Genomic DNA, 14,059 nt, shown 5'->3' on the forward strand with positions numbered 1-14,059 from the left:
GTCCGTAGACAAGCGAACGCAAAACAGTCCGTCTTTCGCGTTCCGCGCCGCATCATATCCCTTTAAAGCAGAATTTAAAGGTGAGCTTTTCTCCGGTGTCTATCAGATATTCCCTGTGCGGACGGGCTCCCCAGCTGTCATCGCCGCCAATTCCCATCTGCTGCTTCGCCGCGCGGATAACCGTATAGTGCACCGGCGGCAGCTCATATGCATGGCGGGCATTTTCCAGCTCATGCGGCGTCCACGGAAGCGCCGAAAAGCTCATAGAATCGCCGGTAAAGAGCAGCCCTCTGCCGCGGCGGTCTGTCACGCGCGCCCAGCGCACGCCTGTTTTGTTGCCGCACTCCTGCGGAACCAGATAACGCGCAAGATTATCGGACACTTTATTGTGGTAAATGCCGAGTTTTGCACCGCGACAGCGGTCCGCATAAGTTTCCTCCGGTCCCATGCCGTACCATTCCAGACAATCATAATCGGCATTGATTTTCATCATCATTCCAAATTCCGGCATATCGCCCAGCTCCTCTACCGTATCGTAGGAAAGCTCTGTCTCAACCGTGCCGTCTCCGTACACTGTGTATGCCACCTGGCAGGATGCCGCCGGTCTGGTCGGCAGATGATAAGTATAAGTAACCGTCACACAATGTTCATGTTCTTCCACCAGAGGCTCCGCCCAGGCATTTGTCTCAAAATCTTTGTGTGACAGATACATGCTTGCAATTTTCCACTGCGCATAACGGGCAGGCATATTACAGCCCTCATCATTATCCGTCGGCGCACGCCAGAAGTTCGGTTTCGGAATCGCCTCTATCATTTCCACGCCGCCCCAGCGGTAGGACACCAGTCCGCCGTTCAGATAAGAAAACAGCGCCTCAAATTCTTCCCCGCGCACACCGATATTCAAAGTACCTCGTATTACCTCTGGACGCCTTGGAGCGCGCGCCGTACCTGCTCCGTACGCACTTCCCGCAAATGCTATACCTGCCGCCCGTCCATCCACCCGGAAGATTCCCTGCCCGAAAGCGACCTCATGCCCCGCCTTCGCCCAGAGCGTATCCGCCTTCAGTGTAAAGGAAACTGTAACCGCATATTCTCCCGGAAGCTCCGGCACAGTCAGCGGCAGCTCATATTCTTCTTGTGACAGCGGTGCAACTTCTGTTTTCAGTGATGCGCGCCCGGTCACTCTGCCATCTTTTGCAAGTGTGACATTGCAGGCAAAGGCGTCCGTATTCACAAACAGGTTTTTGTTGCAGATACGCACGTGGTCTTTGAAAACCTCCGCCGTAATGTTCTGATAATTATACTTTACCTCCTGCATTTTCGGCGACGGGCTGCGGTCGCCTCCGTACACGATCCCGTTCCCGCTGAAATTATAATCGGTCGGACGCTCCCCGAAATCTCCGCCGTACGCCTGGAATTCCCGTCCATAACGGTCCTTCTTATAAAGTGACTGGTCCACATAATCCCAGATAAAGCCGCCCTGGTAAAGAGGCTCCGTATCAGTAAGCTCCGTATATTTATGCATGGCGCCGCAGGAATTTCCCATCGCATGCGTATACTCGCAGCAGATAAACGGCTTACTGCCATCCTGCGCCAGAAAAGCCTTTATGCTCTCCACCGACGGATACATCTGACTCTCCATATCGCTGGATTCATTGTAGCGGCGGTCGTGGAATACGCCCTCATAATGCACCAGACGCGTGTCATCCAGCTCATGAAAGCGGTCCGCCATCTGTTTGATATTATATCCGCCAAAGGACTCATTTCCGCAGGACCAGATTAGTATCGCCGGATGGTTTTTATCACGCTGATAGATGGAATTTACACGGTCCAGCATGATTTCCCGCCACTGCGGCGCATCACCAGGCACCGCCATGTCCATTTCCCCGGCGCCGCGCTCAATCGGCTCCCAGGAGCCGTGCGATTCCATATTGTTTTCGTCAATCATATAAATGCCAAGGCGGTCACAGAGACGGTAAAGCCGCGAATCATTCGGATAATGGCTGGTTCGGATGGCATTAATATTATGGCGCTTCATGGTAATAACATCCTGCAGGATCTCATCATTCTGCGGCACACGCCCCGCCCGCGAGCTGAATTCATGACGGTTTACGCCCTTAAACACAATCCGTTTTCCATTCAGGCACATCAATCCGTCCTTCATCTCAAATTTCCGGAAGCCGACCTCCTCACAAATAACTTCTGTGACATTTCCCCGCTCGTCAAACACGGTCAGCAAAAGCTCATAAAGGTTCGGCTCCTCCGCGCTCCAGAGTTTGAAATCCTGCACGGGCAGACGCAAATGTCCTTCTCCGTCAATAAGTGAAAATTCACTTTCTGCAAAAACACTGCTGCAGCGTGAAAGCAGATTGCCGCTCTCCAGCAGCTCCGGCAGACGATATTCTTCCATCACGCTCTCGCGCAGAACCGCACGCACGCTTCCGCTGCCGCAGCCGCACACATCCACGGTAAGTTCTCCTTTTGTATATGTGTCGTCAAGCAATGTGCGGATTTTCAAATCCGCAATATGTACCTCCGGACAGGTGTACAGATACACATCACGAAAAATGCCGGAGAAACGGAAAAAGTCCTGGTCCTCCGCCCAGCTTCCGCCTGTCCATTTTACCACCTGCACAGCAAGCTTGTTTTCTCCCTCCTGCACATAGGGAGTCAGCTCAAAGTCCGAGGGAGAAAAGCTGTCCTCACTGTAGCCGACATAGTGACCGTTCAGCCAGAGAATCATTCCGCTCTCAACACCCTGGAAGGAAATAAACAGCGGCTTATCCTTCATCGTCTCCGGCACAGTAAAGTATTTCACGTAGCTTGCGATGGGATTAAAGCGCTCAGGGATCTCCCCTGCCCGGATTTGCTCATGCCCGTCCCACGGGTACTGCACATTCACATATGCCGGAGCGTCGTAGCCCTCCATCTGGATATGCGCCGGAACGCGGATATCCGCCCATCCCCGGCAGTCCGTCTCCGTTCTCTCAAAGCCGCGTACCAACTCGCTGAAATTGCGCGCATAGGAAAATTTCCACAGACCGTTCAGAGATTGCCGGAACGGATTTTCCCCGCGCTCCAGCCATTCCTCCCCCGGATAGCAGATATGGTCCGAATGTGCAGGAAGCACATTTTCCTTAAAAAATTCCGGATTCGCAAGTTTTGTATAATCGAACATTCTCTTTCTCCCTTCTTATATTGAACTATCCTTCCGGCGAATTATTTCCGCGCTCTGCGCGTCGGACGCCCGATATCTCTTTTTGCTCCGGCGCCACGGACACCCAATATCTCTTTTTGCTCCAGTGCTCCGGACGCCGGATATCTCTTTTTGTACTGACGCTTGGACGCCGGATAATTGTCACGCCAGCTTTACGCGGAAAACAAATTCGAAATCAGGCTCTCCCCCGCCGCAATTTCATAGCCGCGCGCCGCCCACGGAGTGTCCTGTTTCAGATGCAGCGAAACACGATAAACATACTCTCCCGCTTCATGCAGGGCAGCGAACGGAAGCTCGATATAGCGTCCGCTTCCCGGCGGCACATCCGCACACAGACTTCCATCGCAGACTGTTTCTCCATTATGAAGGAGAGCATAACGCAGCTCATATTCTGATGCATTTACAAACAAACAGTGATTTTCCAGAAGAACGCCCTCCTGCGTGACATTCAGCTCGAAACCAGAAACCGGTGCAGCCACTCCTGCGCGCTCGCTGTCAGCAGAAAATGCCGCGTCCGGAAAAACCCCCGCCTGCGTTTCCTGCACCATTTCCGCCTTACTGCCGCATTCCGTCTCTTCGTCATAGTACAGCCCGTATTCCGGGCACAGCTCCGCGAGCATCCTGCGCAGCCCGCTTTTTGTGTTTTCCCATGCAACAAAAAGCGCATTGTAACGCCCTCTCCTGATAGCGGCAAGCCAGCAGCGCAGCCGCTTCTCCAGATTATCGGCTATTGTATTTTCACAGAACCCCGTCTGCATTTCTCCGGACAGCTCCAGTTCTTCCCGGAGCTCTTCCTCACAGCAGCACCAGGGGCGCAGCCGGATCTCCCGTTCATTCAGCCAGAGCTCCCCCTGCTCCTTTTCCGTTCTCTGAAACGCAAGCTTTTTTACGGTACAGCCAAGCAGACGCATCTGTTCATCGCGCAGCTCAAGTGCCAGCTTATACAGATAAGCGCGTTCCGTATCCCACAGACGCACCGGCGACACCTGCATACAGAAGGCAATTTCTTCCTCCACCGGCACCGGAAAAATGCGGTCCTCCTCCTGGTCCTCCTCCGAGAGCAGCTGTGCGCATACAAACCCTTTTCCAGGCGCGCTGCAGCGCATTGTCACCTCCAGATTTCCCATTTCTCCCTCTTTTTCTGCCCATACACGGATGTCTATATCTGTTATCTGCATGTTACCCTTCACTTTCCCATAAATCACCACTGTTTATTCTTCAACATCATTATATTTCATGTTCCCGGAAAATACAAGAAGGGCAGTGTACATCTTTTCTGCACACTGCCCCTGATAAAATTATCTGTTTATGCAATTTTGCTTTTTGCAAGCTCTGCCAGCGTAGCGAAGCCTTCCGCATCGTTGATAGCCATATCAGCCAGAATCTTTCTGTTGATGTCAACGCCTGCAACCTTCAGACCATGCATCATCTTGCTGTAGGACAGACCATTCAGTCTTGCAGCCGCATTGATACGTGCAATCCAGAGCTGTCTGAACTGACGCTTTTTCTGCTTTCTGCCTGCGTAAGAGCTCGCCAGAGCACGCATTACAGACTGTTTTGCAATCTTATACTGTTTGGAACGGGCACCTCTGTAACCTTTTGCCAGTTTGAGGGTTCTGTTATGTTTCTTCTTTGCGTTCATGCCGCCTTTTACTCTTGCCATGTCTTAATTCCTCCTTCAATCCTTCTTATAAATACGGTAAGATCTTCTTCATGTTCTTGAAGTTTGTAGCATCCGTAATAGCTGGTTTTCTGAGATTTCTCTTTCTCTTGGTAGATTTCTTTGTTAAGATATGGCTCTTATAAGCTTTGCTTCTTTTTAATTTTCCTGTACCTGTCATTTTGAAACGTTTTGCAGCTGCTCTGCTTGTCTTCATTTTCGGCATTTTTGTGTTTCCTCCTTGAATATAGTTTTCTTATTTACCCGAAAAACACTGCTCTTTTTGCAATTAACGTTTTTCAGTTAAAATCATTGTAAGGCTGCGGCCTTCCACCTTTGCTGCCTTGTCTACGGACGCGATATCCTCCAATTCCTTTGCAAAATCGTCGAGAATATGTTTGCTGCTCTGCATATGAGCCATCTCACGGCCGCGGAAACGAAGCGTTACCTTCACCTTGTTTCCTTTGGACAGAAACTTTCTGGCTGCCCCAATCTTTGTATTCAGATCATTCGCATCAATATTCGGCGACAAACGAACTTCCTTAATCTCGATGGTTTTTTGCTTCTTTTTGGCTTCTTTTTCTTTTCTTGCCATTTCATAACGGTATTTACCGTAATCAATAATCTTGCAGACAGGCGGTTTTGCCATCGGCGCGACCTTTACCAGGTCCAGCTCTGCCTCCCGCGCCAGCTTCATGGCGTCCTTTGCAGACATAATGCCAAGCTGTTCTCCATGCTCCCCAATCAGACGGATTTCCTTGTCTCTGATTTGTTCGTTAATCATTAATTCGCTAATTGTTGTACACCTCCATATTCAATGCGTTTCACCTGATTTTTGAAAACACGCCCTGCCTTACCGTTTTCCCCGAAAAATATTTTTTCACAGAAAATCCCATGTGCCCCAAAAACATCCCGGATGCTTTTGTTGTATACATGGCAACAAAAAGCGTGGACAGCAAAGCCATCCACGCAAACATACTTTTCCAATGCCTTTCGTGCCGCATTGCAGCCTCCGGGCATCATTCAGCATATTAACCGGCAGTCACGCGCCTGTGCTGCGGTGAGAGTGGACACTCTGCTTCGTTTTCATACTTTGATATGATAACACAGGCGCAAATGACTGTCAATAGTTTTTTATTACATTACTTCAAGGTTTTATCGTACCTGCTCATAAAGCTGACCGGCAACTACGTTAAAGACCGCTCCATCATATTCGATGGTTCCGTTATAATCAGAATCCAGCTTTCCGTTTTCGATAACAAACCACTCGCCATCGTACATAGCTACGCCGGAATACTGCGTCTGAATCTGACCGTTTGCTGCAAAATACCACTCGCCGTCCTTCGGGTTCTGCCATAAGCCATTGGCTTCTCTTACCAGACGCCCCGATGCAACGATGAATTTGCCGCCATTGTACTCAACGATACCGTAAAACGCCTTGTCCATCTGACCCTTGTTTACATAAAACCACTCGCCGTCATACAGCACAAGACCTGTGTAGGAAATGTTTAGCACACCATTTGTAACGTAGAACCATTCGTTGTCATAAAGTGCAAGACCACTGTACTGGCGCTGAATCTGTCCCTGGGACAGGAAGTACCATTTACCGCTTTCTGCATCCTGCCAAAGACCATTCTTTTCTTTCACCAGACGACCTGCCGCTATCACAAACTCGCCTTTATTATATTCGGCAATACCAGAAAATGTAACATCCAGCACACCGTCTGTAACATAGAACCATTCGTCATACTTCGGTGCAAGCCCTGTGTAGCTTCTGTCCACCTTGCCGTCTGATAAATAATACCAGGTAGCATCAATCAGGTTCAAACCATTTAAGCGCGTCACCTTACCATTGCTGACAAAATAATCTTCTCCATTGTATTTCACAAGACCAACAAATTCTTTATCAATTCTGCCATTCTTATAATAGTAAAGTTCTCCGTCCGAACCCTTGTGCAGTCCGTTGATAGTGCTGCCTCCCTGGTTATTATCTCCAGGTGTATCATCGTCCCCGTCATCTGTTTTTTTCTCAACGCTGATATGAATATTGCTGCCGCTTATCTCCACCATCTCTGGCTCTACAGAATCCATTATCATCGCACGTACATAGATATCCGTCTCCCACTCGTTATCATTTGATTTAATCACAAGTGTCGTTCCCTCCGGAGTGACAGTCAGCAGATTCGTGTCATATGTATCATTTCCGTCGTCCCACTGTACAGAAAGCTCGTAATCTTTTATGATTTCTTCCTTGATTGTTTCATCATCATCAACATATCTGCGTTTCAGTGAGGTTGTAATCACCTTTTCACTGTTCGGCTGCATAATTTCCGTTCCATCCGAATAGCTCCACTCAAACTCATAAAGCTCACCGCCGACAAGTTCCGCAAAACTATACTTTTCTTCATCTCCCGTCTTTGGATTAGTATAGGTAATCTGAATATGCGCAAAACCATAACCATTTCCATTCGACTGCAGCTTCCATCCTGTCTGCGCATTTCCAGTCAGTGTGATAACAGCTTCATCAAGAGGCTCGGCATCTCCTGGATTATCATTCTCCCAATCCCAATCCTCATACTGACCGAGAATTTCAACCTTTGTTATCGTCACTGGTACATTTTCACCGTAAGGATGTTCCTTATCTTCCATGTAACAGGTCATTGTCGGCGCAATATCCCTGCTTTCATTCAACAGTATCACGTTCTCCCAGGAGCCGGTAAGCGGGTAATTAAATTCGTACCATGATTCACGCACGTCTGCACCACTGCCGCACTGCAATACTTCAATACCATTCACTTTGATAATGGCGTTTACATTGAATCCGGAATTATCCCCATTATACTTCTCCGCAAGCTTTTTGCCGTGAAGTGTGATACTATTTCCATTGCTTGTATAATACCCGTTCTCTTCATCAACAAAGTCAAGGTTGCCCTCTTCATCCCAGGTACCAACCTGCCACTCAACAGTCACTTTGCCTTCCCCAGCCGGAAGATTTTTCGTTTCAAGCGCCAGCGTGAAATCCTCATCGTTAAATACCCAGGTATAATTTTCTTCCCGCAAATTCTTAAACCAGGCATCATATTCAAGATCCGGAATCTGCAGATTGTAACGGCAGCTCTCGTACCAGATTTCTTTGCCATCGCCATCCGTTTCCGGTTCGCCGTTTTCATCAAGCGAACGTTCTTCAACGAATACGTTAATTCCGTTGCCCCAGCTTTCCTTTCTTTTAAGTTTCGGGATCAAATCATCCTCTGCTCCTTCAACAGCTTCCCATGCGTTTTCGTCCCAGCCCAACTCATCATTCCCAGAGCGAATCAGAGTAACACGTACATTGTCATTATTCTCAACGCGTACGCCTTCTGGATGTTCTGCGCTGCATTCATAGATTACCGGCTTCAGAGCCTTAATATCCAGTGTTTCTCCAACCTGTGTCTGGATACCATCTTTCGGCATATTTTCAAAACGGACAACATAATAGCTATCCACTACCTCCACGTCAAGACGGGCGGTGCATACCTCACGCCAGCCGCTCAGTTCCGACGCATCCGGTACTTCTACTTTGATGTAGATATCTTCTCCGAAGTCTCGCTGTTTGGATTTAACCTCCACACCTTTGCCATCCGCTGTGATAGATACATCCAGTGCATCCGTATCATATAAGTAATTTCCTTCATCATCTGTACTAAGCGTCAAACGATAATTATCTACCGCTTCACTGCCTTCACCATCTCTTTCAAGGCGCAGGCTGGTCTGAGCAGTAAGCGACCCCGGATAGTTCAGACGGTTGCTGTCATCCGGAAGAATAAAGTCCAGACGGTAAACCTCGCCATGAACATACACACAAAATTCCCCGTCAGCTCCATAAACCTGCTCTTCGCCATTTGCATCCTTGTATGTCATCTGGATTTTTGCCCAGCCGTAGTTCTGTGCGCAGATATTCCAGCCATTCTCGAATTTTTCCAGGCGAACAGGATATTCTCCCTCTTCTTTTCCAGCCTCCAGAGTTATTTCATTGCCTGCATCATCCCAGGTACCCTGTCCGACAATTTCTACTTTGGTAACTTCAAATCCGCCATCCAGCCATTCTCCGTCCGGATAGTTTGCATCGGCTACGTAACCACTCATCCACTTATCAATCCAGAGATTTTGTCCCGGAATAAGGTCGCGGTCCCCTGGGGAGGTTGCCGGGAAATTATAGTCATATTCCGGTGTGTCAACGTGCATGTCATAATCTCTGCCCGTTATTTCTTTTCCTTCAAAATATAGTCTCACTCTCAGAACAAAATTATTATCTTCCGGATACAGTTCTGCCAGCTTTTCCCCATGTAATGTAATGCTGTCATCACTATTAAAAGTATATGCAGATGAATCTGCCTCTTCAATCTGCCAATCATTGCGCTGACCAACTGTCCACTTTACTGTAACCGGCAGCTCTCCAAAAGTATCTTTATTCACGGATACCGTATAATCCTCATTAGAGTAAATCCAGTCACGGTAGTCGCCGTTCGCATCTTCTACCCCATAATCATAATCCAGATAATCAAAAGTAAACGAGCGTTCGCAAATTATCGTCCACCGTTCTTCTCCATCTGCCTGCTCCATTTTCTTTTCAGCAGCCACACGCACAAAGTTCGTCTCTATTCCTATTCTCTTCAGAGCGGTAATATTTCCATCTTCAGATTCAGACACATCTTCCCAAACAGAACTCTCAAAAGATGTAATACGGAACCGAACATCCTCTACTTCCACAGGCTGTTCGTTGTTCTCACTGTAAGAAAGCACCTTTAGTCCCTGTGCATTTACGTCAAATTCTTCACCGAGTTTCACATTTTCTACACTCACCGGATCAATACTCATATATTGGTCTAAAACATTCACAACGATGTTTGTAGAAGCCACTGTCTCATACACCCCGGATTCATTCGGTATCTGCGCATTCACTGCAATCTCCGTATCACCGGTACGCACTCCTGTGATAGAAAGCGTACTGCCGTCTATGGAAGCCTTCACAACGCTAGTGTCATACTGCCCGGCAATAACAAACTTTGCATTCTCCACCGGCTCTAAAAAATAATCATCTTCCGCATTATGCTCATGACTGAGTGTCAAGGAGATTTCCATTGTTTCTCCAGGCACCATTTCATTGGTGCCCTTTGGATATTGCCAGCTCATACCATACATATCTGCATGGACATATATGCAATACTTCTCATCTTCCAGGTTTCCGTAGGTCTGTGTCTCTCCATCCGGATCTACCCAGGTAATCTGCAGATATGCAACTCCGGCTCCATTGCCATACAAATTCCAGCCATTCTCTGCATTTCCAGAAAGTTCAATAATACTTCCTTCCTGTGCCACAACTTCCTCGCCGTTATCATTCCAGGAGCATTCCTGCAGAACCTCTACGTTTGTTACCGAAGCCCATTCTCCATTTCCGTTGCTTGCCCAGTAATATATTGAATTTTCAATATATGCGGAGCGTCCAAACAGTATCTCATTCCGCCCCGGATCACTGAGCGGCAGAGAATACGTATACTCCACTTCTTCAGATTCACCTTCGTTTGCGAAAAGTGCCATTTCAATAGCTTCCTCTGCATCCTCCGGCAACGTTTCGGCTTCTGTTCCCTCATCGCCGATGACAATTTCTTCCGCCTCTGATGTCGTAGTTTCTGATTCCTCCGGCAACTGCGTATCAGTCTCTGCCATCTGTGTCTCAGCGACTGTCTCCGGTGCTGCAAGTGTTTCCGCCTCTGTTTCCGTTTCCTGCACTATCTGCATTTCCGTCTGCGGTACTTCTACCGGAGTTTCCGCCATCTCCTCCACGACCGCCGGTTCCTCTGCCGCAACTGCTTCCTGTACAGCCGTATTCTGTACAGAAGTCTCCGACAGCTCTTCCGCCAGCGTCGTAAAGGAACTGCTGCTGACAACCATTGCTGTCGTCAGTATCCACGCAGATATGCGCTTCCAGTTATCCTTCCTTTTCATGTTGTTTCCTCCTTGTGTTGTTTTATTTACTATAAAGTCATTCCGACTTTATGGTATCATTTCCCAGCGCACTTTTGGTACGCTTCCGGCAGACTCCGGCGAAAAAAATAACCCCGCTTCCCATAAGCATCCACGCTGCTTTTAAAAGCGGCTGCCACTTTTTGAAAAACTCTCTGCGGCGCCTGTGTCCCCCTGTCGCCCGGACCGCTTTTTTCAGCTCCGCGCAGCTCTGGTAGCGGTCGTCCGGGTCCATTTTTGTGCATTTCAGAATGACGGAACAGGCGCTTCTATCCAGCAGCTCCCAGTTTTTCGGGCACTGCACGTCCAGGCTTCCCGTGAGCAGGAAGAGATACAGAACACCGAGCGCGTAGATATCCGCTCTTCCGTCCGTCTGGCGATAGCCGTACTGCTCCGGCGCCGCCGTCGGCTTTGTTCCCACAAAGACCGTATCCTGCCGGGTGTCCTCCTTGTATTCCCGCACCGTTCCCATGTCAATCAGAAACAGATTTTTCTCTTTCGTGATGACAATGTTCTGTGGTTTGATGTCCCGGTGAATCACCGGTGGCTTCTGCTGATGAAATTGTCCCACCATATCGCACAGCCTGCACAGAATCTCCCGCGCCTCCTGCGCGCTGAATACGCCGCGCTTATTTACCCATTCCCAGAGTGTGTCGCCCTCTATATATTCCCGCAGAAGGTAGCCGGTGTCCTCCGCTTCCAGATACTCCTCATATTCCGGCAGGAAGGAAAAAGCATGCTCGCGCAGCACAGCCGCGTCCTTTTTCAGCATTCTTCTCTTGCTGCCCTTTGCCACCTTCAGCACAAACGGCCGGTTCTTTATATCCCTCACAAGGTAAACCCGCTGCATATTGCTGTACGCCATACAGGAGACCACTGCCACCCTGCCTGCAAGCGCCTCCGGCAGCGTGATCTCCTGCGAATATATTTCCTCAAAACTTTTTTCCACGTTATTTTCTCTGCCTCATTTTTCTGATAGATATAAGTAATTTTAGTATATTTTATTTTGCCCACTATTTGGTATGCAACTTGCAGACTTTTAGAGATTTTGCGCAGTAGTTCCGCCAGGCGGTCCTGTTTCCCGCAGAGATCCATCCAGAACCGCTTCGCAGCGTCATTTCCCCGCATAGTCAGAGGACCCGGAAGCTTCCGCCTCCGGGTCCTGTATCATCCTTCTGTTCAATTAATGCTGATGTTTCTTCTATCATACGTGCTTCTATTCTGTTAATGCTGATATCACTCTTCTGTCACCGGCACGCTCTCCAGTGTAAACGGGAGCGTATCCGCCATATCTTCTATCTGCGGGCGCTGCACCTCGTCGCACCGAACCCACTGCAGGTTCTTTAATTCCGTCAGCACGGAGAAATCCGTAATCTCCGTGTTGTCCAGCCCCAGCCAGGTAAGCTGTTCCAAAGCGGCAAGCGGAGAGATATCCTGCACCGGCGTGTTGTTGATTCCAAGAAACGTAAGCTTTGCGAGCGCTTCAATTCCCTCCACGCTCTGCAGTCTGCCGCCGTAAAGGTCCAGCGTCCTCAGATCCGTCAGGGAAAGCAGCGACAAGAGCGTGTCATACTGATATCCATAAATGGTCAGCTCTTCAAGGTCCGTCATCTGTCCGACCGCCTCCTCCAGCTCCATCGACCAGCTATGAAAACGCAGCCTCTTCAGCGGAAGCTTCTGCAGTATCTCCGTGCTGTCCTCCGCCACCATGACCATGCACAGCTCCTCCAGAGGAAGCTCCGCCACCGGCGTCAGGTCCACTGGCTGCTCATTGCCAATCCGCAGCACGCGCAGCGATGTCATTTCCGCCATATCCTCCAGGCTCTGCACCCCGGTCTCCTCCAGATACAGCTCCCTCAGCGTATCCATGCCGGAGAGCGCCGAGATATCTGTGACAGGATTCCGGCACAGGCTCACGCTTTCCAGAGGCAGCGCGGCAAGCGGAGAAATATCCGTAATCTCCTGCCTGTCCAGAACCAGTGTGCGCAGATTTTTCATATAGACAAGGTCCGTCAGGTCCGAAATATTTCCGCTTCCGGAAATCTCTGTCCCGTCAACGCTGTGGCTGGCGCTGTGCTGCTGGTGCTGCTCATTTTCCGTGAGAATGTAATCGCCGCAGATGCGCAGGCTCTCTATACCGGCAAGCTCTTCTTTTGTGATTGCCTGCCCGTCCGTCCTGCCAAGCTGCCGTCGCACCGCCTCCTCCACCAGCTCAGAATGGAACTGATACGGCATTTCCCGGTAATAACAGATTCCGGATATTCCCAGAAGCGCCAGCGCCGCAACAAACAGGACGGGCAGAAGCCATTTCCTTTTTCTTCTCTGCGCATGTTTTGCATCGCCCTCCGCCGCCCCTCCAGTCGTCTCCCGCACCGCCCGCTCCAGCTCTTCTGCGGACGCGTAGCGCTCTTCGGGCTCCATCCGGGTGCATTTTTCAATAATGCGGCGGCAGCCTTCCGGCACCCCGGAGAGGTTCTCCGGTCTCTGCAGCTCCATGCTGCCCGTGAGCAGGTACAGATAAATCACGCCCAGCGCATAGATATCCGTCCGGCAGTCTGTCTGGCGGTAGCCGTACTGCTCCGGCGCCGCCGTCTGGCGGGTTCCCATAAACTGCGTATCGTGCGCGGCGCCCTCGCGGTATGCTCGCACCGTGCCCAGGTCAATCAGAAACAGATTGCCCTCCGGCGTCAGCACGATATTCTGCGGTTTGAAATCGCGGTGGATTATCGGCGGGTCGCAGCGGTGAAGCTGCCCGGCGATTCCGCAGAGACGGCAGAGAATCTCCCCAGCTTTTTCTGCCTCCAGAGGGCCATTCCTCTCCACCAGCTCCCAGAGGGTATCGCCCGGAATGTATTCGCGCTGCAGCCAGCCTGCACCGTCCTCCTCCTGCCACGACAAAAAAGCAGGCAGAAACGAAAACGGTATGCGCTTCAGGCACTCCGCTTCCTTCCGGAGCACCTCTTTTCGTTTTTCCTCTGCCCGCTTGATAACCGAGCGTCTTCCCGCCTTATCCTCCAGCAGATATACGCTCTGTTCCTCCTGCCAGGAAAGGCAGGAAACAATATGAAATTCTTTCTTAAGCGCCTCCGGCAGCTCCTGCTCCTGTATGTACCATTTCTGCAGGCTCTCCTCCTGCCGCGGGACGCGTGTTTGCTTTTCTCTGTTCATCTTCCGCTTTC

8 protein-coding genes are annotated in these 14,059 nt (G+C 49.9%); all 8 read right to left on the reverse strand.

The window, feature by feature from the left end:
* Nucleotides 1–52: 52 nt before the first annotated feature.
* The 8 genes from lacZ to NQ534_RS04460 all read right to left on the reverse strand — a co-directional run bounded on the left by lacZ (nucleotide 53) and on the right by NQ534_RS04460 (nucleotide 14,048).
* Nucleotides 53–3,178: a beta-galactosidase, LacZ type gene (gene lacZ / locus NQ534_RS04425; RefSeq protein ID WP_006860919.1), complete on the reverse strand. Its 3,126-nt coding sequence runs from the start codon at nucleotides 3,176–3,178 to the stop codon at nucleotides 53–55.
* A 191-nt stretch (nucleotides 3,179–3,369) separates the two neighbouring features.
* The gene (locus tag NQ534_RS04430) at nucleotides 3,370–4,395 is read right to left on the reverse strand and encodes a DUF4981 domain-containing protein (protein ID WP_040782257.1); all 1,026 of its coding nucleotides are present in this window, start codon (nucleotides 4,393–4,395) and stop codon (nucleotides 3,370–3,372) included.
* 128 nt (nucleotides 4,396–4,523) lie between these two features.
* Nucleotides 4,524–4,880 carry a 50S ribosomal protein L20 gene (rplT, locus tag NQ534_RS04435; protein WP_006860916.1) on the reverse strand — a complete coding sequence of 119 codons (357 nt, stop codon included), beginning with the start codon at nucleotides 4,878–4,880 and terminating at the stop codon, nucleotides 4,524–4,526.
* A 25-nt stretch (nucleotides 4,881–4,905) separates the two neighbouring features.
* Nucleotides 4,906–5,103, reverse strand: a complete 198-nt coding sequence (rpmI, locus tag NQ534_RS04440; protein ID WP_006860915.1) for a 50S ribosomal protein L35 — start codon at nucleotides 5,101–5,103, stop codon at nucleotides 4,906–4,908.
* 63 nt (nucleotides 5,104–5,166) lie between these two features.
* Entirely contained in the window at nucleotides 5,167–5,661 is a 495-nt protein-coding gene (infC, locus tag NQ534_RS04445; protein WP_006860914.1) for a translation initiation factor IF-3, read from the reverse strand.
* A 371-nt stretch (nucleotides 5,662–6,032) separates the two neighbouring features.
* Nucleotides 6,033–10,862 (reverse strand): hypothetical protein, encoded by a 4,830-nt coding sequence (locus NQ534_RS04450; RefSeq protein WP_006860912.1) that lies wholly within the window; start codon nucleotides 10,860–10,862, stop codon nucleotides 6,033–6,035.
* Nucleotides 10,863–10,899: 37 nt separating this feature from the next.
* Nucleotides 10,900–11,829, reverse strand: coding sequence for a serine/threonine protein kinase (locus NQ534_RS04455; protein WP_006860911.1), 930 nt, complete (start codon nucleotides 11,827–11,829; stop codon nucleotides 10,900–10,902).
* A gap of 287 nt (nucleotides 11,830–12,116) precedes the next feature.
* Complete coding sequence (locus NQ534_RS04460) at nucleotides 12,117–14,048, reverse strand: protein kinase domain-containing protein (RefSeq protein WP_006860910.1); 1,932 nt, start codon at nucleotides 14,046–14,048, stop codon at nucleotides 12,117–12,119.
* Between the last annotated feature and the right edge of the window lie 11 nt (nucleotides 14,049–14,059).

This window comes from Marvinbryantia formatexigens DSM 14469, assembly GCF_025148285.1.
Classification (GTDB): domain Bacteria; phylum Bacillota; class Clostridia; order Lachnospirales; family Lachnospiraceae; genus Marvinbryantia; species Marvinbryantia formatexigens.